At 64.0% G+C, this 21,749-nt stretch carries 22 protein-coding genes and 1 riboswitch; of the genes, 10 read left to right on the top strand and 12 right to left on the bottom strand.

Going from position 1 to position 21,749, the window contains the following annotated elements; all coding sequences use genetic code 11:
- Positions 1 to 13: 13 nt before the first annotated feature.
- Positions 14 to 667, bottom strand: a complete 654-nt coding sequence (gene bluB, locus NUH88_RS03590; protein WP_257770018.1) for a 5,6-dimethylbenzimidazole synthase — start codon at positions 665 to 667, stop codon at positions 14 to 16.
- Positions 664 to 2,091, bottom strand: coding sequence for a mannose-1-phosphate guanylyltransferase/mannose-6-phosphate isomerase (locus NUH88_RS03585; RefSeq protein WP_257770016.1), 1,428 nt, complete (start codon positions 2,089 to 2,091; stop codon positions 664 to 666). Before NUH88_RS03585 ends, bluB begins: the two co-directional genes overlap by 4 nt.
- A gap of 68 nt (positions 2,092 to 2,159) precedes the next feature.
- On the opposite strand from NUH88_RS03585, the gene NUH88_RS03580 reads away from it, so the two are divergent.
- From NUH88_RS03580 to NUH88_RS03555, 7 genes are all read left to right on the top strand, one after another.
- Positions 2,160 to 3,074: a ribokinase gene (locus NUH88_RS03580; RefSeq protein ID WP_257770015.1), complete on the top strand. Its 915-nt coding sequence runs from the start codon at positions 2,160 to 2,162 to the stop codon at positions 3,072 to 3,074.
- A 50-nt stretch (positions 3,075 to 3,124) separates the two neighbouring features.
- Positions 3,125 to 4,396 (top strand): metal-dependent hydrolase family protein, encoded by a 1,272-nt coding sequence (locus NUH88_RS03575; protein ID WP_257770014.1) that lies wholly within the window; start codon positions 3,125 to 3,127, stop codon positions 4,394 to 4,396.
- Between the two features lie 26 nt (positions 4,397 to 4,422).
- Complete coding sequence (locus NUH88_RS03570) at positions 4,423 to 5,595, top strand: M20 aminoacylase family protein (protein WP_257770013.1); 1,173 nt, start codon at positions 4,423 to 4,425, stop codon at positions 5,593 to 5,595.
- A gap of 63 nt (positions 5,596 to 5,658) precedes the next feature.
- Entirely contained in the window at positions 5,659 to 5,901 is a 243-nt protein-coding gene (locus NUH88_RS22250; RefSeq protein ID WP_308220088.1) for a GDCCVxC domain-containing (seleno)protein, read from the top strand.
- Positions 5,894 to 6,493, top strand: coding sequence for an ABC transporter ATP-binding protein (locus tag NUH88_RS03565; RefSeq protein WP_257770012.1), 600 nt, complete (start codon positions 5,894 to 5,896; stop codon positions 6,491 to 6,493). Before NUH88_RS22250 ends, NUH88_RS03565 begins: the two co-directional genes overlap by 8 nt.
- Positions 6,490 to 7,296 carry an ABC transporter permease gene (locus NUH88_RS03560; RefSeq protein WP_257770011.1) on the top strand — a complete coding sequence of 269 codons (807 nt, stop codon included), beginning with the start codon at positions 6,490 to 6,492 and terminating at the stop codon, positions 7,294 to 7,296. Before NUH88_RS03565 ends, NUH88_RS03560 begins: the two co-directional genes overlap by 4 nt.
- Positions 7,297 to 7,568: 272 nt before the next feature.
- Positions 7,569 to 7,988 (top strand): hypothetical protein, encoded by a 420-nt coding sequence (locus NUH88_RS03555; RefSeq protein ID WP_257770010.1) that lies wholly within the window; start codon positions 7,569 to 7,571, stop codon positions 7,986 to 7,988.
- Between the two features lie 39 nt (positions 7,989 to 8,027).
- On the opposite strand, the gene NUH88_RS03550 is transcribed toward NUH88_RS03555, so the two are convergent.
- From NUH88_RS03550 to NUH88_RS03505, 10 genes are all read right to left on the bottom strand, one after another.
- On the bottom strand, positions 8,028 to 8,495 hold the full coding sequence (locus NUH88_RS03550; RefSeq protein WP_257770009.1) for a hypothetical protein: 468 nt from the start codon (positions 8,493 to 8,495) through the stop codon (positions 8,028 to 8,030).
- A complete protein-coding gene (locus NUH88_RS03545) occupies positions 8,492 to 9,415 on the bottom strand; it encodes an ABC transporter permease (protein ID WP_257770008.1) in 924 nt (307 codons plus the stop codon). Before NUH88_RS03545 ends, NUH88_RS03550 begins: the two co-directional genes overlap by 4 nt.
- Entirely contained in the window at positions 9,412 to 10,380 is a 969-nt protein-coding gene (locus tag NUH88_RS03540) for an ABC transporter permease (protein WP_257770007.1), read from the bottom strand. Before NUH88_RS03540 ends, NUH88_RS03545 begins: the two co-directional genes overlap by 4 nt.
- Positions 10,381 to 10,387: 7 nt before the next feature.
- Positions 10,388 to 12,085 (bottom strand): peptide ABC transporter substrate-binding protein, encoded by a 1,698-nt coding sequence (locus NUH88_RS03535; RefSeq protein ID WP_257770005.1) that lies wholly within the window; start codon positions 12,083 to 12,085, stop codon positions 10,388 to 10,390.
- A 78-nt stretch (positions 12,086 to 12,163) separates the two neighbouring features.
- Positions 12,164 to 12,787 carry a glutathione S-transferase family protein gene (locus tag NUH88_RS03530; protein ID WP_257770004.1) on the bottom strand — a complete coding sequence of 208 codons (624 nt, stop codon included), beginning with the start codon at positions 12,785 to 12,787 and terminating at the stop codon, positions 12,164 to 12,166.
- Positions 12,788 to 12,824: 37 nt separating this feature from the next.
- Positions 12,825 to 13,511 (bottom strand): orotate phosphoribosyltransferase, encoded by a 687-nt coding sequence (locus tag NUH88_RS03525; RefSeq protein ID WP_257770003.1) that lies wholly within the window; start codon positions 13,509 to 13,511, stop codon positions 12,825 to 12,827.
- Between the two features lie 55 nt (positions 13,512 to 13,566).
- Positions 13,567 to 14,286: an ABC transporter ATP-binding protein gene (locus NUH88_RS03520; protein ID WP_257770002.1), complete on the bottom strand. Its 720-nt coding sequence runs from the start codon at positions 14,284 to 14,286 to the stop codon at positions 13,567 to 13,569.
- Positions 14,283 to 15,941, bottom strand: a complete 1,659-nt coding sequence (locus NUH88_RS03515; RefSeq protein WP_257770001.1) for a branched-chain amino acid ABC transporter ATP-binding protein/permease — start codon at positions 15,939 to 15,941, stop codon at positions 14,283 to 14,285. The genes NUH88_RS03520 and NUH88_RS03515 overlap by 4 nt, the downstream gene beginning before the upstream one ends.
- On the bottom strand, positions 15,934 to 16,827 hold the full coding sequence (locus NUH88_RS03510; protein ID WP_257770000.1) for a branched-chain amino acid ABC transporter permease: 894 nt from the start codon (positions 16,825 to 16,827) through the stop codon (positions 15,934 to 15,936). Before NUH88_RS03510 ends, NUH88_RS03515 begins: the two co-directional genes overlap by 8 nt.
- An 18-nt stretch (positions 16,828 to 16,845) precedes the next feature.
- On the bottom strand, positions 16,846 to 17,958 hold the full coding sequence (locus tag NUH88_RS03505; protein WP_257769999.1) for an ABC transporter substrate-binding protein: 1,113 nt from the start codon (positions 17,956 to 17,958) through the stop codon (positions 16,846 to 16,848).
- Between the two features lie 82 nt (positions 17,959 to 18,040).
- Positions 18,041 to 18,143: riboswitch (TPP riboswitch) on the bottom strand.
- A gap of 225 nt (positions 18,144 to 18,368) precedes the next feature.
- On the opposite strand from NUH88_RS03505, the gene NUH88_RS03500 reads away from it, so the two are divergent.
- The 3 genes from NUH88_RS03500 to NUH88_RS03490 are packed head-to-tail and all read left to right on the top strand — an operon-like array spanning position 18,369 to position 21,714.
- A complete protein-coding gene (locus NUH88_RS03500; protein WP_257769998.1) occupies positions 18,369 to 20,072 on the top strand; it encodes a CHASE2 domain-containing protein in 1,704 nt (567 codons plus the stop codon).
- On the top strand, positions 20,069 to 20,461 hold the full coding sequence (locus NUH88_RS03495) for a hypothetical protein (protein WP_257769997.1): 393 nt from the start codon (positions 20,069 to 20,071) through the stop codon (positions 20,459 to 20,461). Before NUH88_RS03500 ends, NUH88_RS03495 begins: the two co-directional genes overlap by 4 nt.
- The gene (locus tag NUH88_RS03490) at positions 20,458 to 21,714 is read left to right on the top strand and encodes a M48 family metalloprotease (protein ID WP_257769996.1); all 1,257 of its coding nucleotides are present in this window, start codon (positions 20,458 to 20,460) and stop codon (positions 21,712 to 21,714) included. Before NUH88_RS03495 ends, NUH88_RS03490 begins: the two co-directional genes overlap by 4 nt.
- Positions 21,715 to 21,749: the final 35 nt, after the last annotated feature.

Raw genomic sequence — 21,749 nt, 5'->3', positions numbered from 1 at the left:
GCGGCAGAGGGCCTCAGCGCTTGAGAAGCGCGCGGCTTTCCGCCGCCTTCTCCTCCCAGCCGACCTGCTGAAGTTTCGGCCTGTCTTCCTCCGCTTCGGGATATCCGACACAAAGATAGGCGGTGAGATGCCAGCCTTGTGGCACCTCGAGCGCCGCCGTCACCCGGTCCGGGTCCAGGATCGAGACCCAGCCGACGCCGATCCCGTGGCTCCGGGCGGCGAGCCAGAAGGTGTGGATCGCCGTCACGGTGGAATAGTCCAGCATCTCCGGCATTGTCTGGCGCCCGAGGCCATGGCCGCGCTCGGTCCCGTGGTCGGTGAAGACCGCGAGCTGTGCCGGCGCCCGGTCGAGGCCTTCGAGTTTCAGCCGGGCATAGAGCTGTTTCTGCTCGCCACCATAGCCTTCCAATGCGTCCTGGTTCGCTTGCTCGAAACTCTCCCGGACCGCCGCGCGGCGCGCTTCGTCTTCTACCGAGACGAAGCGCCAGGGCTGGCTGTAGCCGACGGAGGGGGCGAGCGCCGCCAAACCGACCAGCTTCTCGACGATGCCGTCCGGCAGCGCTTCGGTGCGAAACTCGCGGACGTCGCGGCGCCAGCGCAGCAATTCCTCGAAGCGCGCGCGAAAGGGGGCGTCGAACCCGGGGGCATCCCAATTGCCGTCGGTCATCGTCCGTACTGATCGTCGTAGCGTTCGATATCGTCCTCGCCGAGATAGCTGCCCGACTGTACCTCGACAATGATGAGCGGGACCGTGCCCGGATTCTCCAGGCGATGGATCCAGCCGAGCGGAATGTCGACCGACTCGTCCGGGTCGAGATGCATGACGTCGAGCCGGTCAAGTGCGGGGCCCCGGGTGACGCGTGCGCCGCCGGAAATCACCGTCCAGTGCTCTGCCCGGTGCGCGTGACTCTGCAGCGAGAGCCGCCCGCCGGGCGAGACCGTGATGCGCTTGACCTGGTAGCCGTCGCCGCTGTCGATATTCCTGTAACTGCCCCAGGGCCGGTGGGTCGTTGCATGGCTGATCGCCTCCGGGCGGCCGCTTTCCTTCAGTGCCTCGACCGCGAGCTTCACGTCCTGGTCCGCACCTTTCGCGGCGATCAGAACGGCGTCGGGGGACTCGACCACGATCAGATCCTCGGCTCCAATCACTGTGACCAGCCGGGATTCCGCGCGCACGAGATTGTTCGTGCTCTTATGCAGCCAGACATCGCCCTGCACGGCATTGCCGTCCGCGTCCTTGTCCTGGACCGCCCAAAGCGCGCTCCAGGAGCCGACATCGGACCATCCCGCATCGAGCGGCACCATGGCGCCGAGCGAAGTCTTCTCCATCACCGCGTAATCGATCGAGATCGACGGCGCCTTCGCGAAGGCCTCTCCGTCGAGGCGGTGGAAGTCGAGATCAGCGATGCCTTTTTCAAGTGCGGCTTTCGCCGCTTCGAGGATGTCCGGCGCGAGACGTTTCAGCTCGGCGAGGAAATCGCGTGCCCGGAAAAGGAAGGTGCCGCTGTTCCAGAAATAGTCGCCGGCGGCGAGATATTGCTCCGCCGTCGCGAGATCGGGTTTCTCGACGAAACGCTCGATGCCAAAGCAACCGTCCATGTCGTCGAGCGCGCCATTGCGATGAATATAGCCGTAGCCTGTCTCCGGCCGGTCCGGCGTTATTCCGAAGGTAACGAGCCGCCCGGCCCGGGCCGCGACCGCGCCGGTCTCGACAGCGGCACGAAAGGCGCCGGGCCGTTCGACCCGGTGGTCGGAGGCGAGTAGAAGAACGAGCCCATCCGGGTCGATGTCCGCGATATGCAGTGCCGCGACAGCGGCGGCTGGGGCGGAATTGCGGCCGGCGGGTTCCAGCAGGATCGCCGACGGTTTCGCGCCGATGTCCTGCATCTGCTCGGCGACCGCGAAACGGTGCTCAGCATTGCAGATCACCGCAGGCGGTCCGTAACCGGCGCCCTCCGGAAAGCGCAGCGCGGTTTCCTGCAGCATGGTCCGGTCGCTCAGCATCGGCAGAAGCTGCTTCGGATAGAGCGCGCGGGAGACCGGCCAGAGCCGGGTGCCGGAACCGCCTGAGAGGATGACGGGATAAATCATGTGCTGACCGGACGTTTTTTCGTATCTAGAGGGGCTTACTATCACAGAGCGCCGGGCGAAAGCAGATCATGATCGTCGTCTTCGGGTCCATAAACGCCGACCTGTTCTTTTCATTCCGGAAATTGCCGCGGCCTGGCGAGACCGTGCTGACCGACGGCTACAGTTTCTGCCCCGGCGGCAAAGGCGCGAATCAGGCGGCTGCCGCCGCGCGAGACGGGGCCGAGGTGCGTTTCGTCGGTGCCGTCGGACAGGACACCAACGCGGCGCCGTGCCTGGAGGCGCTGCATGCTGCCGGCGTCGATACCGAACATGTCCATGCGGTGGATGCGGTCACCGGCACTGCGGTGATCTCGGTCGAGGAGAGCGGCGAGAATCAGATTTTGGTGGCCAGCGGGGCGAATATGAAAGTCTCGTCGGATTGGCTTGCGGACAGCCTTCTCGGATCGGAGACGACACTGCTTCTGCAGATGGAGCTGCCGCAGTCGGACACGGAGGATGCAATCCGGCGCGCCCGGGCAAAAGGTTGCCGGGTGATCCTGAATGACGCGCCGCTCGGTCCGCTCTCGCGAGAGGCTCTGCGGGATGTCGATATCCTCATCGCCAACGAGGAGGAGGCGATGGGCCTTCTTGGCAATACGTCCGGCCTGGAGAATGCGGATCTCGCACGCGGTCTTGCCGGGCTCTGCCGCGGCACCGGGATCGTCACCATCGGGGCGGAGGGTGTCGTCGTCGCCCATGAAGACGGCTGCTTTCAGGTTCCGGCCCTGCCGATCCATCCGCTCGATACGGTCGGCGCCGGAGACGCCTTCTGCGGCACGCTGGCGGCAGCGCTCGACCGTGGGGAAAACCTTCCGGATTCTGTGTGCCGCGCCACAGTCGCCAGCGGTATAATCTGTACCTTGCCCGGCGCCCAGTCTCCGGTGTTGAATGGGGCACGGATCGATGCGGCTCTGGCCGACCTGCCTTCCGTAGTTCATATTTAAATACGACGCAGAACAACGCGGGCGCTCGCGCGCCCGGCCAAGGATATCTGATGACCGAAGAAACCCTTTACGAAGGCGGCACCATTCTCGACGGAAGCGGCGCCACGCTCGAAGCTCATGGGGTGATGGTAAGGGACGGGCGGATCGCCGAACTGGCGCCGCTGGACCGTTTCCAGGGCTTCACCGGGTTCCGTGTCGATTTCACGGGCGGCACGCTGCTGCCGGGCCTGGTCGATTGCCATGTGCATTTGACCATGGGGGGCGAGGGCAACCCCGCCGCCGCGCAGGCGTCCATGACGCCGGGCCAGGTCACCATGGCGGCCTTCAAGCATGCCCAGCAATCGCTCATGAGCGGGATCACGGCGCTGCGCGATTGCGGCGGCAAGGATTACCTCGAACTCGCCGTGCGGGACGCCTGCAACAGCGGCGTGCAGATCGGTCCGAGCATTCTCTGTTCCGGCAAGGTGATCTGCATGACCGGCGGCCACGGCAACCGCAACGGCCGCATCGCGGACGGCGCGGACGAGGTGATCAAGGCCGTGCGCGAGCAGATCCACGCAGGGGCCGACCTGATCAAGATGATGGCGACCGGCGGCGTCATGACCCCGGGCGTCAGCCCCGAGGATGCGCACTTCACCGCAGAGGAGATGGCGGCGGGCGTCGCCGAGGGACTGCGGTTCCGCAAGCGCACCGCGAGCCACGCGCAGGGCAGTCTCGGCATTCTGAATGCGGTCCGCGCCGGTGTCGCCTCCATCGAGCACGGGATCTTCATGGACGACGAGTGCCTGAAGGAGATGCTGGACGCCGGGACCTATCTCGTGCCGACGCTGGCGGCGGTCCGCAATATCGTCGCCAACCGGGACAACGGCGTCCCGGCGCAGGCGGTCGAGAAAGCGGTCCGGGTGCAGGAGCGGCATATCCAGTCGATCAGGATGTTTTACGAGGCGGGCGGCAAGATCGCCATGGGCACCGATGCCGGCACGCCCTTCAACCTGCACGGCGAAAACGCGCTCGAGCTTCGCTACATGACCGAGATCGGCATCAAGCCGATGGACGCGATCGTTTTCTCGACCCGGAACGGCATCGATCTGATGGGGCTGGAGGGCCGCGGCATTGTCGCCGAAGGCATGCATGCGGACCTGCTGATCGTCGACGGCGATCCGATCGCCGATATCGACCGGGTTGCGGATCGGACGAACCACCGTATGGTGATCAAGAACGGTGTCCCGGCCCGCATCAAGACAGACGATGGCGTGCACGAGACCCACAACCCGGCGGACAATGTCCTCCGCTTCACCTCGGCCGCCAACGCGGCCTTCTGAGTAGGTCTCGTACAGGAAGTCTTCCGATGCCCATCTACAACCGGATCGCCGAGTTTCACGAGGAGATGACCGCGTGGCGGCGCGAACTGCACCGCCATCCGGAAACCGCCTTCGAGGAACACTGGACCAGCAATTTCATCGCCGAGAAGCTGGAAAGCTTCGGTATCGAGGTGCACCGAGGGCTCGCCGGCACCGGCGTGGTGGGCACGCTGAAGGGCAACGGAGAGGGCGGGGCGATCGGGCTCCGCGCCGATATCGATGCGCTCGACATCACAGAGCAGACCGGTGCCGAATACGCCTCGGAAAACCCGGGCAAGATGCACGCCTGCGGCCATGACGGACACACCACGATGCTGCTCGGCGCGGCGAAATACCTCGCCGAGACCCGCAATTTTTCCGGCACCGTACAGTTCATCTTCCAGCCGGCCGAAGAGAACGAGGGTGGCGGCCGGGTGATGGTCGAGGAAGGCTTGTTCGACAAGTTCCCGGTCGACAGCGTATGGGGCATGCATAACTGGCCGGGCATGCCGGTCGGCACCGTCGCGGTCCGTCCGGGGCCGATGATGGCCGCCTACGACATGTTCGAGCTCGACATCAAGGGCGTCGGCGGCCACGGCGCGATGCCGCATCTCGGCATCGACCCGATCCTGGTCTCCGCCCAGGTGGTGACGGCGCTGCAGAGTATCGCCAGCCGCAATGTCGACCCGATGGACGCGGTCGTGGTCTCCGTCACCAAGATCCATGGCGGCGACGCCTACAATGTCATCCCGGGCATGGTGCAGCTCGCCGGCACGACCCGCTCCTTCCGACCGGAAGTGCGCGACATGATCGAGCCGAAAATGAAGCAGATCATCGATGGCGTCTGCGCGGGCTTCGGCGCGACCGCGGAGCTGCGCTACGAGAAGCGCTATCCGCCGACCGTGAATTCCGATGCCGAGAGCGCGATGGCGGCCGAGGTCGCCGAGCGCCTCGTTGGCGGCGAGAAGGTTGTCCGCGACCCGACCCCGAGCATGGGAGGTGAGGATTTCGCCTTTATGCTCGAGAAGAAGCCGGGCTGTTATATCTGGATGGGCAATGGCGGCGGCGGCGAGGGCAAGATGCTGCACAATGCCGGCTATGACTTCAACGACGAGGCCCTGCCCTGGGGCGCAAGCTACTGGAGCCAGCTCGTCGAGGATCGCCTGCCGCGGGCAAGCTGACCGCAAGCCGCATTCTCGGCCCGGCGGTCTGTCCGCGCTGTAGCGCATTGGAGACCAGAGGCGTTGGTTGATCCGGCAGAGATCGTCACACATTCGGTTCTCACTTGTCCGCATTGCGGGCATCGGGAGCGGGAAGCGATGCCCCTGAATGCCTGCCAGTGGTTCTACGATTGTAAGGGGTGTGGGACTTTGCTGAAGCCGAAGCCGGGAGATTGTTGCGTCTTCTGTTCCTATGGAACCGTCCCCTGTCCCCCGATACAGCTCGGAGACGGCTGCTGCAGTTCGGACGGAGTGGCAGGTGCTTGAGATCCGGGGGCTCACCAGCCTCCACGTCGGACCAGTCGATCTGGACGTCGCAGCCGGCACCTGCGTCGCTCTGCGCGGTCGCTCCGGTTCCGGAAAGTCCCTGTTGCTTCGTGCCATTGCCGATCTCGATCCGGCCGGCGGAAGCGTTGCTCTCGAAGGAAACGATCGCGGGTCAATGCCCGCACCCGATTGGCGGCGGCAAGTGGGTTATCTGCCGGCCGAGCCCGGCTGGTGGGCCGACGGAGTTGCTGCCCATTTCGGCGATTGGTCCGCCTGCCGGGAGTTTGCCGAGCGCCTCGGTCTCGACCCCGAGGCGGGCGACTGGTCCGTTGCCCGGCTCTCGACCGGAGAGCGGCAGCGGCTGGGGCTGATCCGGCTGCTCGAGAACAAACCTCGTTGCCTCCTGCTGGACGAGCCGACGGCGGCGCTGGACGATGCGGCGACGGAAACGGTCGAGAGGCTGGTCTCAGAGCATTGCGCTGCCGGGGGCTGCTGCCTATTCGTCACCCACGATAGCAGTCAGTTCGCCCGTGTCGGGGCGCGGGGCTTCCGGCTGGAGGACGGCCTGCTTGTCGAAGAGGCGGCATCGTGACCTATGAGGCGCTCTCTTATGCGGATCTCGCGCTCGCGGCGTTGCTGCTTCTGATCAACGGTGCCGTCTCGATCGCCTTCGAACTCGGCCTCGCCCGCAGCCTGGCCATCGCGTCGGTGCGCATGGTGGTGCAATTGCTGCTCATCGGGCTGATTCTCGACTTTCTGCTGACTACGGTCTCGCCGTTCTGGACCGGTCTCGCCGTCGCCACCATGCTCGGTTTTGCCGGATACGAAGCGATGGCGCGGCAGGACCGGAAGCTGAAAGGCTTCTGGGGATATGGCCTCGGTGCCGGAGCGATGTCTTTCGCCGCCCTGCTGATGCTCGGCTTCGCGCTGACGACGCAGGTCACGGCCGATCCTTGGTACCACCCACGCTATCTGCTGCCTTTGCTTGGCATGGTGCTTGGCAACTGCATGACCGGCGTCGCGCTCGCCATCCGGGCGATCACCATGGCGCTGGTGGATGGCAAGGCGGGGGTCGAGGCGCAGCTCGCGCTCGGCCGGTCGTTCCGGCAGGCCGTGCTGCCGATGACCCGCTCTGCGCTCCGCACCGCGCTGACGCCGACCGTGAATTCAATGGCGGCGACGGGGCTGGTCTACCTGCCGGGCATGATGACCGGTCAGATTCTGGCCGGGATCGATCCCGTCGAAGCCGTCAAATATCAACTATTGGTGATGTTCCTCATCGCCGGCGCGACGGCAATCGGTGTGACGGTAGTGGTTTTCGCCGTTCAGCGGCGCTTGACGGACAGCCACGACCGGCTGCGGCTCGACCGGCTTTCCGCGCCAAAGGACCGTTGATCGAGACCGGATTATTGTTCAGATCTCCATTTCATAAAAATCAATCATTTAAGAAAAAAAGCTAAGAATTTTAGATAAGGCATATCAGTTAAAATGTAGCTGAAGTGCTAAATATTATTCTCTTTCAAATAGGTGGTTACGCCGTTAGTCTAAAATTCGCGATAAAAAATGAATGATCGGAAAAGACCGGCATATCGTGTTTTGGCGCCTTCCGACGGGAGGTCGGGCGTCAGAAAAGGCAAGGTGCCATTCAGATGGAGACAACCAGAAATATGTCAGGTGGTGACAGCCAGTCGGCGGGCCGTTTCCAACGGGTGAAAGAGCGCAAGGAACTGACACCGGTGGCGGTCAGGACCATCGCGGGTTTGTTCGATCTCTGGCAGGTCCCCGCGAAGACCGCGGCTAAGCTCATGAACGTCGATGAAGGCACTTGGGCGGCGATGAGCGACGGCAGTTGGCAGGGCGTTCTCTCCGTCGATCAGCTCGAGCGGACATCCTCCCTGGTCGCGCTCTATCGCGATATGAAGGAGGCGCTGGACGAGGACGAGGCGGATTGCTGGGTCACCACCGGCAATGCCAACGGCCCGTTCCGCGGCAAGGCCCCGGTCGATGTCATGGCCTTGGGCGGCCTGCCGGTGATCCAGGCGGTACGCCGGCACGTGAAGACGTTGCAGCCGGAACTGGTTTCCTGAATTTTCTTGGTCGGGGCCGGGTCGCTTCGGCCCGCTTCCTTACGAACAGGGCGCGTTGTAGAGCCAGCCCCCGTCGGGATGCGGGCGGGCATAGATGTCGATCGACTGATCGAAGCGCACATAGCAGGAGAAGAGCGGCAGGGTCATGAAGTTGGTCACGACCAGCGAGACCGTGTCGCCGCCGAACAAAGTCCCGACCAGACAGATCTTGTTCCGCCCGTTGCGGGCGATCCGGAAGCTGGTGCGCTCGCGCGTCTTCAACTGCACCCGGCCGGTGATGGTGAAGGGCGTGCGGTTCCGCACCAGCACGCAGACTTCACCGGTTTGACCCTGTCCGGTCGGCGGCTTGGCGTCGCGCCGGTTGACCACGGTAGGCTGCTCTTCCTCGCAGGCGGCAAGGCCGAGCGTGGCGGTGAAGAGCAGCATGAGGGTGAGAGCGCGCAAGCGGGTCATGGCTGTGAAGCTAGAGAGCGCCTTCGGGGGCGTCAATGCGGCGCGATGTTTCATCGGGTTCGTCTTTGCCCGGCCCGGGGATCCAGCGCCTCCTGCAGCCCGTCGCCGAGGAAATTGAAGGCGATCACGGCGGCGAAGATGAGCAGGCCGGGCCAGATGGCGAGCATCGGCGCGCCGGCGATCAGCTCTTGTGCACCGGTCAGCATGTTGCCCCAGCTCGGAATCGGCGGCTGTACGCCGAGACCGAGGAAGCTCAGCACGCTCTCGAACAGGATCACGTTGCCGATGGTGAGCGTGGCCGCGACCAGGATCGGCGATGCGGCGTTCGGCAGCAGGTGTCGGAAGAGGATGCGGGACGGCGGCAGCCCCTGCGCGCGGGCGGCTTCGATGAAATCCCGCTCGCGCAGGCTCAGCACGGATCCGCGCACCAGACGCGCCGTCGTGGTCCAGCCGACCAGCGCGATGATCAGTACGATCCGGTAGAGGCTGAAGCTCTCCGAATGGACGAGGGAGGCCGGCACCCCGGCTTTCTCCGGGTCCACCGCGGCGAGCACGATCAGCAGCGGCAGAAGCGGCAGCGATATCACCCCGTCCGCGAGCCGCATCAGAATTGCGTCGAGAATGCCGCCGCGCCAGCCCGCCAGCAGGCCGAGCAGGGTGCCGATGGCGCTCGCGCTGAGCGCTGCGGCGATGCCGACCGTAAGCGAGACCCGGCCACCTTCCAGCAGGCGCAACAGCAGGTCGCGGCCGATTTCGTCGGTGCCGAGCGGATGCGCGGCCGACGGCGGTGCGGAGATGCTGAACAGGTCCGGCGTTGTGGCGTCGAGGCCGAGCGCTGCGCCGATCAGCGGTGCCGAGAAACAGGCGAGCAGGAGCAGGATGAGGAAGGTGAGGCTGAGTGCGGCGGCGCCGTTCGCCCGGAGACGTGCGAGCGGGCCGCGCCGGCGGAGCGGGAGGAAATATTCGTCGCTCATGCCGACTTCCTTCCCGTGAGCCGGATGCGCGGGTCGATCAGGCCGTAGGCGACGTCGGCTGCGATATTGGCCGCGAGCGTGACGGCGGTGGCGAGCAGCAGGCCGACGAGGGCGAGGTTGAAATCGTTCCCCATCACCGCGTCGTAGATCGTCTTGCCTATGCCGAGATAGGCGAACATGGTCTCGGTGATCAGAGCGCCGGAAAAGAGCGCGCCGAAATCGAGTGCCATGATGGTGACCAGCGGGATCAGCGCGTTGCGGAAGCCGTGACGCCAGAGGATCGTGCGCTCGCGGGCGCCCTTGGCGCGGGCGGTGCGGATATAGTCCTCGCGCAGCACTTCCACCATGGCCGCCCGGCCGTGCCGGGTATATTGCGCGACGCTGGCGGCGGCCAGCGTGAGGACGGGGAGCACGAGATGCGCCGCTCGGTCGGCGAGCCCGCCGTCGCCGATCGTCGCCATGCCGCTCGCCGGGAAAAGCCCCAGCGCGACCGCGAAGAGCAGGATCAGCAGCAGGGCGAGCCAGAAGGGCGGCACGGAGATGCCGGCGAAGCAGAAGAGGTTGATCGCACGGTCGGCCAGACTGCCCGGATGCCTCGCAGCGAGCACGGAGGCCGGCAGGGCGATGGCGACGGCGAGCGCGAAGGCCAGCCCCATCAGCAGAAGCGAGTTCAACAGGCGCGGCGCAAGGATGTCGGTGACCGGTGCGGCAAAGAGGCGGGAATAGCCGAAATCTCCCTGCACGGCGTTGCCGAGCCACTCGCCGTAGCGCTCTATGAACGGGCGGTCGAGCCCATGGAGGGCTCTCAGCCGCGTCACGTCGGCCGCGGTCACGTTCGGATCGCCCGCCAGCATCAGGTCGACCGGATCGCCCGGCATCAAGACCAGCAGCCCGTATGTCACGAAGGACATGAGCCAGAGCACGAGCAGCGCCTGGCCGAGGCGGCGGATGAGGAACGCAGTCATGCGCCGGTCAGTTCGCGTCCGAGCTGTCGCGCCACTGCTCGATCCAGTAGGTGGAGCTGTATTTATGCCCGGTCGGGCGCAGCCCCTTCAGCCATTTCGGAAGGATGTAGGCGTTGGAGCGGAAGTAGAGCGGGAGCACCGGCAGGTCGGTCGCATAGAGGGTCTGCTGTTCTGCCCAGAGCGCGCGGCGCTTCTCCCGGTCGAGCTCGACCTCGATGGCGTCGATCAGCCGGTCCATCTCGGCGTTCCTGTAACCGGTCGCGTTCTGTCCCGACCAGTTGTTCGCCTCGGTCGGGACCGAGGTGGAGTAGAGCGTGGTCTTCGGCAGAGATTCCGGCGCGGAGAGCCACGCGAACATCGCCATCGCGGGGAATGCGCGCTTGCGCACCGTCTCGCCGAAGAAGACCCGGGCCGGTTCGTTGCGGATCGTCACCTCGACGCCGACCTGCTTCCAGAAATTCTGCAGCACCTGCTCCACCAGTTCGCGGATGCGGTTTCCGGAGGTGGTCATGATCTCGAGGCTGAGCCGTGTACCGTCCGGCCTGTGGCGGATGCCGTCCTCGATCTTGCTCCAGCCCGCCTCGTCCAGCAGTGCGGCCGCGCGGTCCGGATCGAACGGATAGGTCGGCAGGTCCTTGTGGTAGGCCCAGTCGAGCGGATTGACGGCGCCATGCGCGACCGGCTGGTTGCCGGCGAAGAGCCGATCGGAGATCGCCTGCCGGTCGATCGCGTGCAGCAATGCACGGCGGACCCTTACATCCGCCAGGATCGGATTATCGAGATTGAACTCGATATGTTCGTAGATCAGGCCGGGCTTGTAGATGAAGTCGAAGGTTTCGCTGTGCCGCTTCTCGAAGCCGAGTGCCTGGTCCAGCGTCAGGCCCGCTTCGCCGGCGATGTAATCGATGGCACCGGACAGCAGGTTGGCTTCCAGCGCGGCCGTCTTCTCGATTGTTTTCACCACGATGCGCTCGAAGGCGGGGGGCTTGCCTTGCCAATGTTCGTTGCGGACCAGCACGATATACGCGCCCTCGCTGAGTTCCGAGACCCGGTAGGGGCCGTTATAGAGCCCGGGTGTCGCGGGTGCGGTCTTGTAGAGCGTGCGGGTCTTGTAATCGCGCGGAACGGCGAAGGCGTCCCGCTCCAGATGCGCCGGCAGGAGATTGAAATCGCCGGGCGTGTTGTAGCGGTAGTCGATCTTGTTGCGCACGATCGTGAAGGTGCGCTCGTCCTCCACCTCGATATCGACGATTTCCTGGTAGGAGTTGAGATCCGAGACCCCGGTCTCCGGATGACGCCCGACTTCCCAACTGAAAAGCACGTCTTCCGTCGTGATCGGCGTGCCGTCGCCCCAGAAGGCGCCCGGCTTGATGGTGTAGGTCGTACGCACGCCTTCCTTGCCGGCCGGCTTCCCGTCCGCATCGAGCACAGGAAAACGTTTCGCGCGGCCGTTCTCGAAGGTCGGCAATTCGGTGCACCAGATGCAGACCGGCTCCCAGTCATGGCCGAAGATCGCAATCTGCCGCTGCGCCATGCCGAGCACGTAGGTCTTCACCAGCATCGCGTCGATCATCGGGTTCAGGGTCGACGGAAACTGCGTCATGCCGATGACGAGCTGCTCGCGCGCCTCGGCGGGACGGTAAAGCGAGAGCGACGCGGTCAGGAGGAGCAGCCAGAGGACGAACAGTCGGGTCGGGCGCCGCATCTGGCTCACCTCTTTTTTCGAAACGGATCCCTTTGAGGATAAGAAGCGGCGCGGGTCTTTTCCAGCGCCGCGGCCGTATCAGGTCAGCGGAATGTCGAGAACGTGCTGCTTGAAGGCGGGGCGGGCCGCGATGCGGCCGTACCAGGCTTCCAGCGCCGGCATCGCCGGGCGATCCTCGACCAGGGTCAGCCAGCGGTAGATGTTCATGCCGAGGGGGATGTCCGCCATGGTCAGCCTGTCGCCCATCATGTAGTCGCGGCCGGTGAGACGCTTTTCCAGGATCCAGAGAATGTCGATCATAGCCTTGCGCGCGGTGTCGATCGCGGCATGGTCGCGCTCGGCTTCCGGGGTTCGCACCAGGCCCCAAAAGATCGGCGTGATAAGCGGCAGAAGCGTCGTGTGCTTCCAGTCCATCCAGCGGTCAGCATCGGCATAATCGCGCGGATCGGCGGGCGCCATATCGCCTTTCGAGTACTTGTTGCAGAGATATCGGACGATCGCGTTCGACTCCCAGAGCACGAAATCGTCCGCGATGATGGTCGGCACCCGGGAGTTCGGGTTGAGGGAGAGGTAATACTCGTCCTTCGTATTGGCAAAGGCGCCGCCGAAATCCTCACGCTCGTTGGGGATCGAAAGTTCGCCGCAAAGCCAGGTCACTTTTTGCACGTTGCTCGAATTGTTCCGTCCCAGGATCTTCAGCATATCGGCCCTCCCGGTGCCTTGCTCTTCCTTGATTGAATCAGGTTTCGATGGTCTCGCGGGACGCGGCCCAGCCGTCCGGGTCGCGCAGGAACTGCCGCACCTCGGCAAGCTGCGCCTGCGTGAAGCCGCGCTTCTCGGCCGCGGCGAGAACGTCCCACCAGGTGCAAAGCCCGTGCAGGTCCACGCCCTTTTCCTTCATCGAGGCCGTGCTCTCCGGGAAATTGCCGTAGTGGAAGACGACGAAGCAGTGCGCGACCTCGCCGCCGGCCTCGCGGATCGCGTCGATGAAGGAGAGCTTGGAGCCGCCGTCCGTCGCGAGATCCTCGACCAGAAGAATGCGGGCGCCGTCCTCGAAACTGCCTTCAATCCGCGCGTTGCGCCCGAAGCCCTTCGGCTTCTTGCGGATATAGAGCATCGGCAGGCCGAGCAGATCGGCGATCCAGGCGGCGAACGGAATGCCCGCCGTCTCGCCGCCGGCGACCGCGTCGAACTGCTCGAAACCGGCTCTCTGGGCCAGCAGCTCGACGCCCATCTCCATCAGCTTCTTTCGTGCGCGCGGGAAGGAGATGATCTTGCGGCAATCGACATAGACCGGGCTGAGGCGGCCGGAGGTGAAGGTGAAAGGTTCTTCCGGGCGGATATGCACGGCTTCGATCTCGAGCAGGATATTGGCTGCGGTCTCGGCGATGCTCTGGCGGAAGTCGGGGGTCGGGCTCTCGTCCATCGACGGGGATCTCCCAAGGCAGGCGATTGAAAACGCCGGGAGCATAGACGATGCCTCAGCCGGGTTCACCCTCCGAAAGCATCAGGCGTTTCAAGCGGTCGTGAGAGACTTCGGGCGCCGGTGCGGCGAGCACCAGTTTGCCTCTGTGCATCACGGCAATCCGATCCGCGACAGCAAGCGCCTGGGAGAGGCTCTGCTCGGCCAACAGGATGGCCCCGCCACGGTCCGCGAGATGCCGAATCGCGGGGAAGAGATCGCGGCAGATCACCGGCGCGAGCCCGAGGGAGGGTTCGTCGAGCAGCAGGATTTCCGGGCGGCCCATGAGCGCGCGGGCGATGGCGACGATCTGCTGCTGGCCGCCGCTGAGGCTCCAGCTCTCCTGCTCCAGAATATGGTCGAGCAGGGGGAAGAGCCGGATCAGTTCCGCGATCCGCTTTACCCGCTCGGCCGTGGGCGCGCCGGAGGCCGCGTGTAAGGTGTCCGATACAGTCATGCCGGGGAAGAGCCTGCGTCCTTCCGGGCAATAGCCGATCCCGGTCCGGGCACGTTCGGCGGTGGAGAGGGCCGCGATATCGCGTTCGCGAAACTGGATTATCCCTGCGCTTACCGGCTCGAGCCCCATGATTCCGCGCAGCAGGCTCGACTTTCCGGCGCCGTTGAGGCCGAGCAGAGCCACGATCTCGCCCGCCGAGACCGTGAGGTCGAGGTCCGAGACCGCCGGTGCGCCAGCGCGCAGGACGCTGACGCCTTTCAAATCGAGGACCGTCGCGCTCATAGCGGACTCTCCCCGAAATAGGCCTCGACGGCGTGCCGGTCCCGCGCGACCTCGTCCGGCGCGCCCTCGGCGGCGACCCGTCCCGCGCTGAGGCAGAGGACACGGTCTGCCAGAGGCAGGAGGAAATCCATCGCATGGTCGATCAGCAGGATCGCATGTCCGTCCGCGGCGAGTTTTTTGAGAAGGGACGCAAGCTGCGCCCGCTCCGGATCGCTCAATCCGGCGGCAGGCTCGTCGAGCGCGAGCAGGGAGGCGCCGGCGGCGAGAGCCCGGGCGATCTCCAGGCGCTTCTGCCCGGCGGGGGGCAACGCGCCGGAGCGCGTCTCAGCTCCGCTTTCGAGGCCGACCAGGGCGAGCAATGTCTCCGCATCTCCGTCACCGACCGCATCCAGACTTTCTCGAACTGTGAGATCCGGTGCGATCTGGGGATGCTGGAAAGTACGGGCGATCCCCGCCCTGGCGATATGCTCCGGCGGCAATCCTGTTAGGTCCGCATGACCGAAGCGGACCCGTCCTGAGTCGGGTTTCTCCATCCCGGTCACGACGTTGACCAAGGTCGTCTTGCCGGAACCGTTGGGGCCGATCAGTCCGACAATCTCTCCCGGGGCGACGGTCAGCGAAACGTCTTTCAGGGCATCGATGCCGCCGAACCTCTTGGAAAGCATTTCGACCGACAGGGTATCGCCGTTGCGCCGCGCCGGGACAGCGGTTGCGGGGACCGGCAACGCGCTTCGATTTGAACTCGGTAGAAGCCCGGCAAGCCCCCTGGGAAGAAAGATAATCGCGGCGAGCAAGGCGGCACCGTAGGCGACGAGATAGTAATCCGCGAAATCGCGGAACCATTCCGGAAGGTGAACAAGCAGCAATGCGCCGAGGACCGCCCCAAGCGGGGAGTCGCGCCCGCCGATCACCGTCATCGCCAGCAGCAGCACGAGAATGTGGAAAGAGAGCACGTCCGGCGAGACGACGCCGACCGCGTGGGCCTGCAACGCGCCGGCGAAACCGCCGAAAGCGGCACTCACAAGAAAGAAGCGGAAGCGGATCGCAGTCCCGTCAATCCCGAGCGCGGCGGCGGCCTTCGGGGCTTCGCGCAAGGTCTCGACCCGGAGACCGTTCCGTCCAGCAGTCAGGCGGCGCGAGAACAGGAGCACGATACCGACGCAGGTCCAGACGAGAAGCGTGAGCGGCAGGCCGAATTCGATCTGCATTCCGCCGAACGCCAAAGGCGGCACGCCGTAGAGCCCGTTTGCACCGCCGGTCACGTCCGTCCAGTTGGTCGCGGCCAGCACGGCGAGCTGGGCGATGCCGAGGGTGGCGAGGGCGAAATAGTGCGAAGAGAGCCGGAGAACGGGGACGGCGATGACGGCGGCCAGCAGAACCGGGAGCGCGGTTCCGGCAAGCAGGGTGAGTGGAAAGCCGAAATCGAGTTTGAGGGCCGTCAGGGCGGCGGCGTAGGCGCCAAGGCCGAAAAAACAGCCTTGCGCCAGCGAGAGTGCGCCGAGCCGTCCGAAGACGAGCTGGTAACCGATCGCGGCGATGGCATAGATCCCGGCACGCGCCAGGACGTCATGGGCATAGCCGCCCGCGAAGAAGACGGCGTAGATCGCAAGAGCGACAGCCCCGGCGAGCAGCAACTGGGAACGGCGGTCAGACACGGGAGCGGGTCCGTTCCGGCAGCAATCCTCCCGGCCGGAAGGCGAGCATGGCGAGCAGCATGGCATAGAGCAGTGCCTCGGCGGCGAGATAGGAGGTGAAAGCCGCGACCAAGGTCTCGAAGAGGCCGATCAGCAGAGCGCCGAGCACGGCGCCGTCGAGCCGGCCCCAGCCACCGATGGTGACCGCGATATAGGCCTTCAGCATGAAGAGCCCGCCGTCGTTCGGACTGACGAAGAACTGGTTCGAGAGCAACAGGCCCGCAGCCCCCGCGAGTGCGAGGGCGAGGGCGAAGGAAAGGGCGATCATTCGCGCCGGGCGGATGCCGATAGCCGCCGCCATTTCCGGGTCCTGCGCCACCGCCCGCATCCGCCGGCCGGTCTGTGTCTTGCCGAGAAAGAGGCCGGTTGCGGAGACGAGAATGGCCGCGCTCGCGAGAACGGCGAGCTGTTGCAGGGAGAGGGTAAGGCCGCCGAGCGCCGGGCCGTCGCCCGCGATCAGCGGCGGTCCCGCCCGCGGTGCGGCCCCGAATATGGCGTTGGCCAGATGCTGCAGGACCAGACCGATGGCGATGGTGCTGACGAAGACGGCGACCGGCGGCCGGTTCTTCAGCGGGAAATAGGCGAGATGGGCAAATCCGATCCCGAACAGGCCCATCAGCGCCATGACCAGAGGCAGGAGGAGCAGGCCGGGAATGCCCGCCGCGTCGCCAACGAACGGCGCCAGCGCGATGGAGAGAAAGCCGCCTGCCATGACCAGCTCGCCTTGCGCGAAGTTCACCGCGCCGACGGCATTGATGACGATGACGAAGCCGAGCGCGATCAGGGCATAGGCCGCGCCGAGGGCGAGGCCGTTCAGCAGAATCTGCGCGAGGGCGAGGCTGGTCATATCGGAAGCATGGCCGCGTCAGCGGATGCCGTCGACATTCTCGTAGCGCTTGGCGATGGCCGGAACCCGGCTGGCGCCATCATAGCAAACCACCACCGCGTCATGCGCCATATTGCCCTTGCCGTCCGACTTGTAGGTCATAGCGAGGCCGTCATAGCTGTTGCCGGCTAGCCAGGCGCGCACGTCGTCCGCGCTCTGTGCGCCGGCTTTTTTGGCCGCAATCAGCATCGCCGTCCCGTCATACTGCGCCAGTGCGAATGCGTCCGGCTCCGTGCCAAAGTGCTTGCGGTAGGCCGCCGTGAAGTCCGCGACCGGTCCGGACTGCTCGGAAACCGGCGAGGAGGCGCTTTCGGCGCAGACGCCCTTCAATTGTTCCGGATTCAGCAGTGCTGCCGTGGTCGGCTGATGCATGGCGGACCCGGCCACCACCGGCAGCGGATTACCGGTCTCCCGCGCCTGGCGGATGACGAGCGCGGTGGAGCCGGAATGCAGGTGCAGTAGCAGGATGTCGGGCTCTGCGGCCTGCATGCGGGTGAGCGCCGGAAGCATGTCCTTGACCGAGATGTCGATGCCTTCCTCGAAGACCAGCGGCGCGCCGAGCTCGGCGAGGGTTTTCTTCAAATGCGCCGCGCCGCTCTGCCCGTAGGCGGTCGTCTGGTAGAGCAGGGCGGGGCGTTTTGCGCCCAGTTCCTCGACCGCATATTTCGCATGCGCGACCTTGACCACGCTGTCGCCCGGGAAGAAGCGGAAGACGTTGCCGCTGCCGAGCTCCGTGATCTTCGCTGTGCCGGAAACGGTCAGCAGCGGCATGCCTGCCCGGTCCGCAACCGGAATCATCGCCAGCATCTGCGTCCCCAGCATGGAGGCTACGGCTGCGCTCGGCGCTCCGCCCAACGCGCGACGGAGAGCGGTGACTGCGCCTTCCGGCGAGGTGCCGGTGTCGGTCACTTCGGTTTCGAGACCGAGCTCTTTGCCGAGCATGTCGACGGCCATGACCGCACCGTTGCGCTGCGCCGTGCCTTCCAGCGAGAGGAAGCCGGTGATCGGCACCAGTACGGGCAGGGTCTCTGCGCGGGCGGTTCCGATGGCGGAAAAGATGAGGACGACGAGGGCGGTTTTCTTCAGGAACATTCCCGGCACTCCAATTGACCCGTTCGTTCGAACGGCGAAAGTCACGGCCGGGGAGAGAGGAGATTCAACGAACGGTCCGCTCGGCGGGTCCGGTGACGTCTCCCTGCGCCAGAATTACCTGGGTCAGGTTCGATGGGTATCCTCTCAGTTCCGGTACGACGCCCGAAACACCCCAGCATCACGATCAGTCCAACCTGCGGACCGGTTTCCGCTTTGTCAAGAACGGTACGACAAGACCCGGGATTGCTACCACCGGAACGAACGCCTCAGTTGGAGTTCGTCTCCATAAAGAATGGATATTCAAAAAAACAAAATCGAATTTCTTTCGATCTTAAGCAATTTCGTTAACTTTGGTGTCGCGTAAAAATTGTGGAGAGTGCGATTCTCACGCGTTAAGGGGTGCGCACGGTATGGCGCTTGCTTCAAGAAAGTCTTGGATCCGGAAATTCGGAGCGCTGATCAGGGAGCAGCTCGCGGGATATCGGCTCAAGAAAGTCGCGGAAGACCCCAACTGGCTTGAAAAGCGGATCATCCGCCTTGGCATCGCTCTCGCATTCGGATCTCTCGCTTTCGCGACCGACCTCTTCGGCTTGAAGGAGGTGAGCGCACGCTATTCCTACTGGGTCTACAACCTCTTTTCCGCTCCGTTCTATTCTTCCGTTCCGAAGGATCAAGAAGTCCCGCTTGTTCTGATCGACGACGCCGATCTGAAAGGGCAGGGCTGGAAATGGCCGGTTTCCTATGCCATTCACGCAAAGGTCCTCGAGCGAATTCTTCAGTTCGAGCCGCGCGCGGTTTTTGTCGATTTCCTCTTCGTCGACAGTCGAGATGACGCGAAGTTCCCGTGCCTGATCAAGACGCTGGAGCGATATAAAGACCCGGCGAAGCGTGTCGTGGATCGCTCGACAGAAGGCGGGGGGCGGGCCGGGTTAGACTGCGAAACGAGAGATCTGAGCGGTGTCTCCGGCAAACCCGTACCGGTCTTCGTTCCGGTCGAGGAGCGCCGCCGGCAAATCGAAGAGTTGCACGTGTTGACCCGGCCGGTCCTCACGAAGATTGATGTCAACGCGTTCCAGCAGGACAGCTACTTTCTCTACACAGGCAGTGCGTCAAAGTTCGGCAAACGCAGACATCTGTCGCCGGCATATGCCCTTTACAAAGACCGGTGCGCCCAATCGGGTGACTGTCTTGAGAGTTTTCATGGCGGCTCTTTCGACGACGCATTTGCCGAGCCCCTTCAGATCCAGTGGGGGCTCATTCGCTCTGACCGGAATCATTTTCTGACCTCCTGCAAATACGACCCGGATCCGAGCACTGAAAAGGACGGATCGGACCCGTCCGGCCTTTCATTCTTCGGACAAGTTTCGTCTACGATCCGAGGAGTTCTACCGCAGTCCGCGAATATTTTTCTCGATGTGGCGGCGACAACGCTCTCCGGAGGCATGAGCGAAGCGGCGGAGCCTTGTCCGCACATGCCGCTCATCTCGGTCTCGAATTTGCTGATGGAAGGGGTGCAGGGTGGGGTGGACTTCGAAAAGGAGCTGGGCGACCGGATCAAGGGCAAGGACGTCGTATACGGCCAGGCGCTCTCCGCCGTGTCGGCTTTCGTGCAGTCCCCGACCAATCCGCCAGTGTCTTCAGGCTATCGGCATGCAATGGCGCTTCAGAACCTCCACACGGCCGGGGCGGATTATCTGCGCTCCAAGATCACCGTGCCGTCGCCGTTCGAGCATCTGGGGCTACCGCCGTTCGTTTTTGCCTCCTCGACGGTTTCCTACGCCGTGTTCATCCTCTTCGCGGCGGTTCATTCCTATACTTCCTTCTCCACCACACACTTTCTCAAGTCGGGTGGCGATCCGATCCTTCGGCGTCTCGTTGTCCTCCTGACAGCGAATGGCGGTTACCTGAGTGCCCTGTTCGCGATCGCGGCACTGCAAATCTGGGCGTTCCGCCTGGCGCCGCTCAATCTGCTCGGCCTGTTTGGACTGATCGCCGTCGTGCGCGGCGCAACCGGCTCTTACTGGTTTTTCCTGCTCGAGAACAAATTGGTCCGCATCTATGCGCGTTCGCCGGACCGCCGAACCCTTCGCCAGACATTTGGAGACTCTCAATGACGATTTATCGCGTCTTGAGAAAGGCGTCCTTTGCCGTCGCCTTCCTCACCTTGAGCCTCAGCGCCGCGGCGGCTGAAAAAATGCCCTCCAGCGTATCGAAAATCATCCCGCCGGAGCTGAACCTGTTCAATCCGGAAACCTATGACCCGGTCAAGACCGTGCTGCGCGTCGACCTTGAAGGCACGAACATCGCCATCGAAAAAGTGGTCGAGGAGGGCGCCGGCTATGTGATCCGGATACCCGGTCAGGGCAAATATCTCATCTATGCGGAAGATGTTGAGACCAATCTGGATGCGGAATTTCAGCAGAAATGCCGAACCCAGGTTACGTCGGCGTCGGCCGCGGCGAGCGGTACCGGGCGCGGCTTCGGCGCAGGGTGCTCGCAATGAGGGCCGCGCTCCTGGCATGCGCCATTCTGTTCGGCATGGCCGGTGCGGCTCTGTCGAAAGAGGGAGAGATCTGGGTCGACGAGAATACCGGCGACCGATGGGTCAAGGTCCTGAAAAACGGAGAGGAGGATTGGGAACTGCTCGATCAGGAGTTACCGGACGACCGATTGATCCGCGTTTACAAGACCAAGTTCTCGCACGTGAATCTCGATCCTTCGGTACTCGTCGGCATGCGGACCGAGGATGAAATCGATGCTGTGAAGAATGGGAACGTATTCCTCGACAAGCCCGCTGCCGTGCGGTTTCTCGACAGCCTGCTGAATTCCTGTCTCGACAGGCTGGAGGCGGATTTGCCGCGGGTGCCGGTCAATATCAGGATCGCGCACCGGCCACGGGACGAGGGCGACGGTCTGGTGCTCGAGGCGCGGAAGAGCGGGCTCATTCTGGTCGATCCGCGGCTCTTCGTCAGGATCAAGGAGCCGCAGCACATTCTCTTCTTCATTGCGCATGAATATGCGCATGTGGTCATGCAGCATGACGCCGATCCCATCAAGGATGTGCAGGAGCAAATCCAGAAAGTGGACAATGGCGGTTTCCTGAGCACGGTCGGCAGTAATCTTTTCTCGGGCCTGAACTCCGTGAACAAGGCGCTCAGCATCGGAATGGATGGCGGGGACCGGATGAAGAATGCCGCGCTCCGCTTTCAGGAAGATCAAGCCGATATGCTGGGCGCGGATATCATGCGGGGCTGCGGCTATGGCGCCAATGATGTAACGGGCGCGCTCAAGTCCGTCAGCGCATGGGAGACCAAGGGAATGTCTTTCATGGCGGTCCGGCGGTCGATGGAGAATGCCGACCAGCGAATTGCGAAATCGGAGAAAGCGGAAGAAACGAATGCGGAGACCGCGTCCGAGTCGGCGACCTCCTTCGTCAGCTTCTTCACGGGCGGTGGATCGGACGACAAAAAGGACGGTGACAAGGAATCTTACGGTTTTGGGGGCGCGATGAAGGACAGCGTCGTGGCGCTGGAAGAGGAAACCCGCCATACGCACCGGTCGGGCGCCGCGCGCGGGCAATTCATGGTGAATTACTTCTCCGTTCATTATAAGCGCGCCGCGGCGAGTTCCGGGGCCAAGGCCAAGTTCGGGGCAAAGCCGAAGAAGAAAGGGCCGGACGCTGACGCGAAGCTCTATCGCAAGTTCATGGCGAGCGCGGAAGCAAAAAAGACGCTCAAGGAATTTACCGGGAAATAGACTTCTCCGGCGGGAGGCGGCAACGCCCCGCTGTT

Origin of the sequence: Nisaea acidiphila, assembly GCF_024662015.1 — a bacterium.
Lineage (GTDB): Bacteria > Pseudomonadota > Alphaproteobacteria > Thalassobaculales > Thalassobaculaceae > Nisaea > Nisaea acidiphila.
This window is presented reverse-complemented; position numbering and strand designations above follow the sequence as displayed.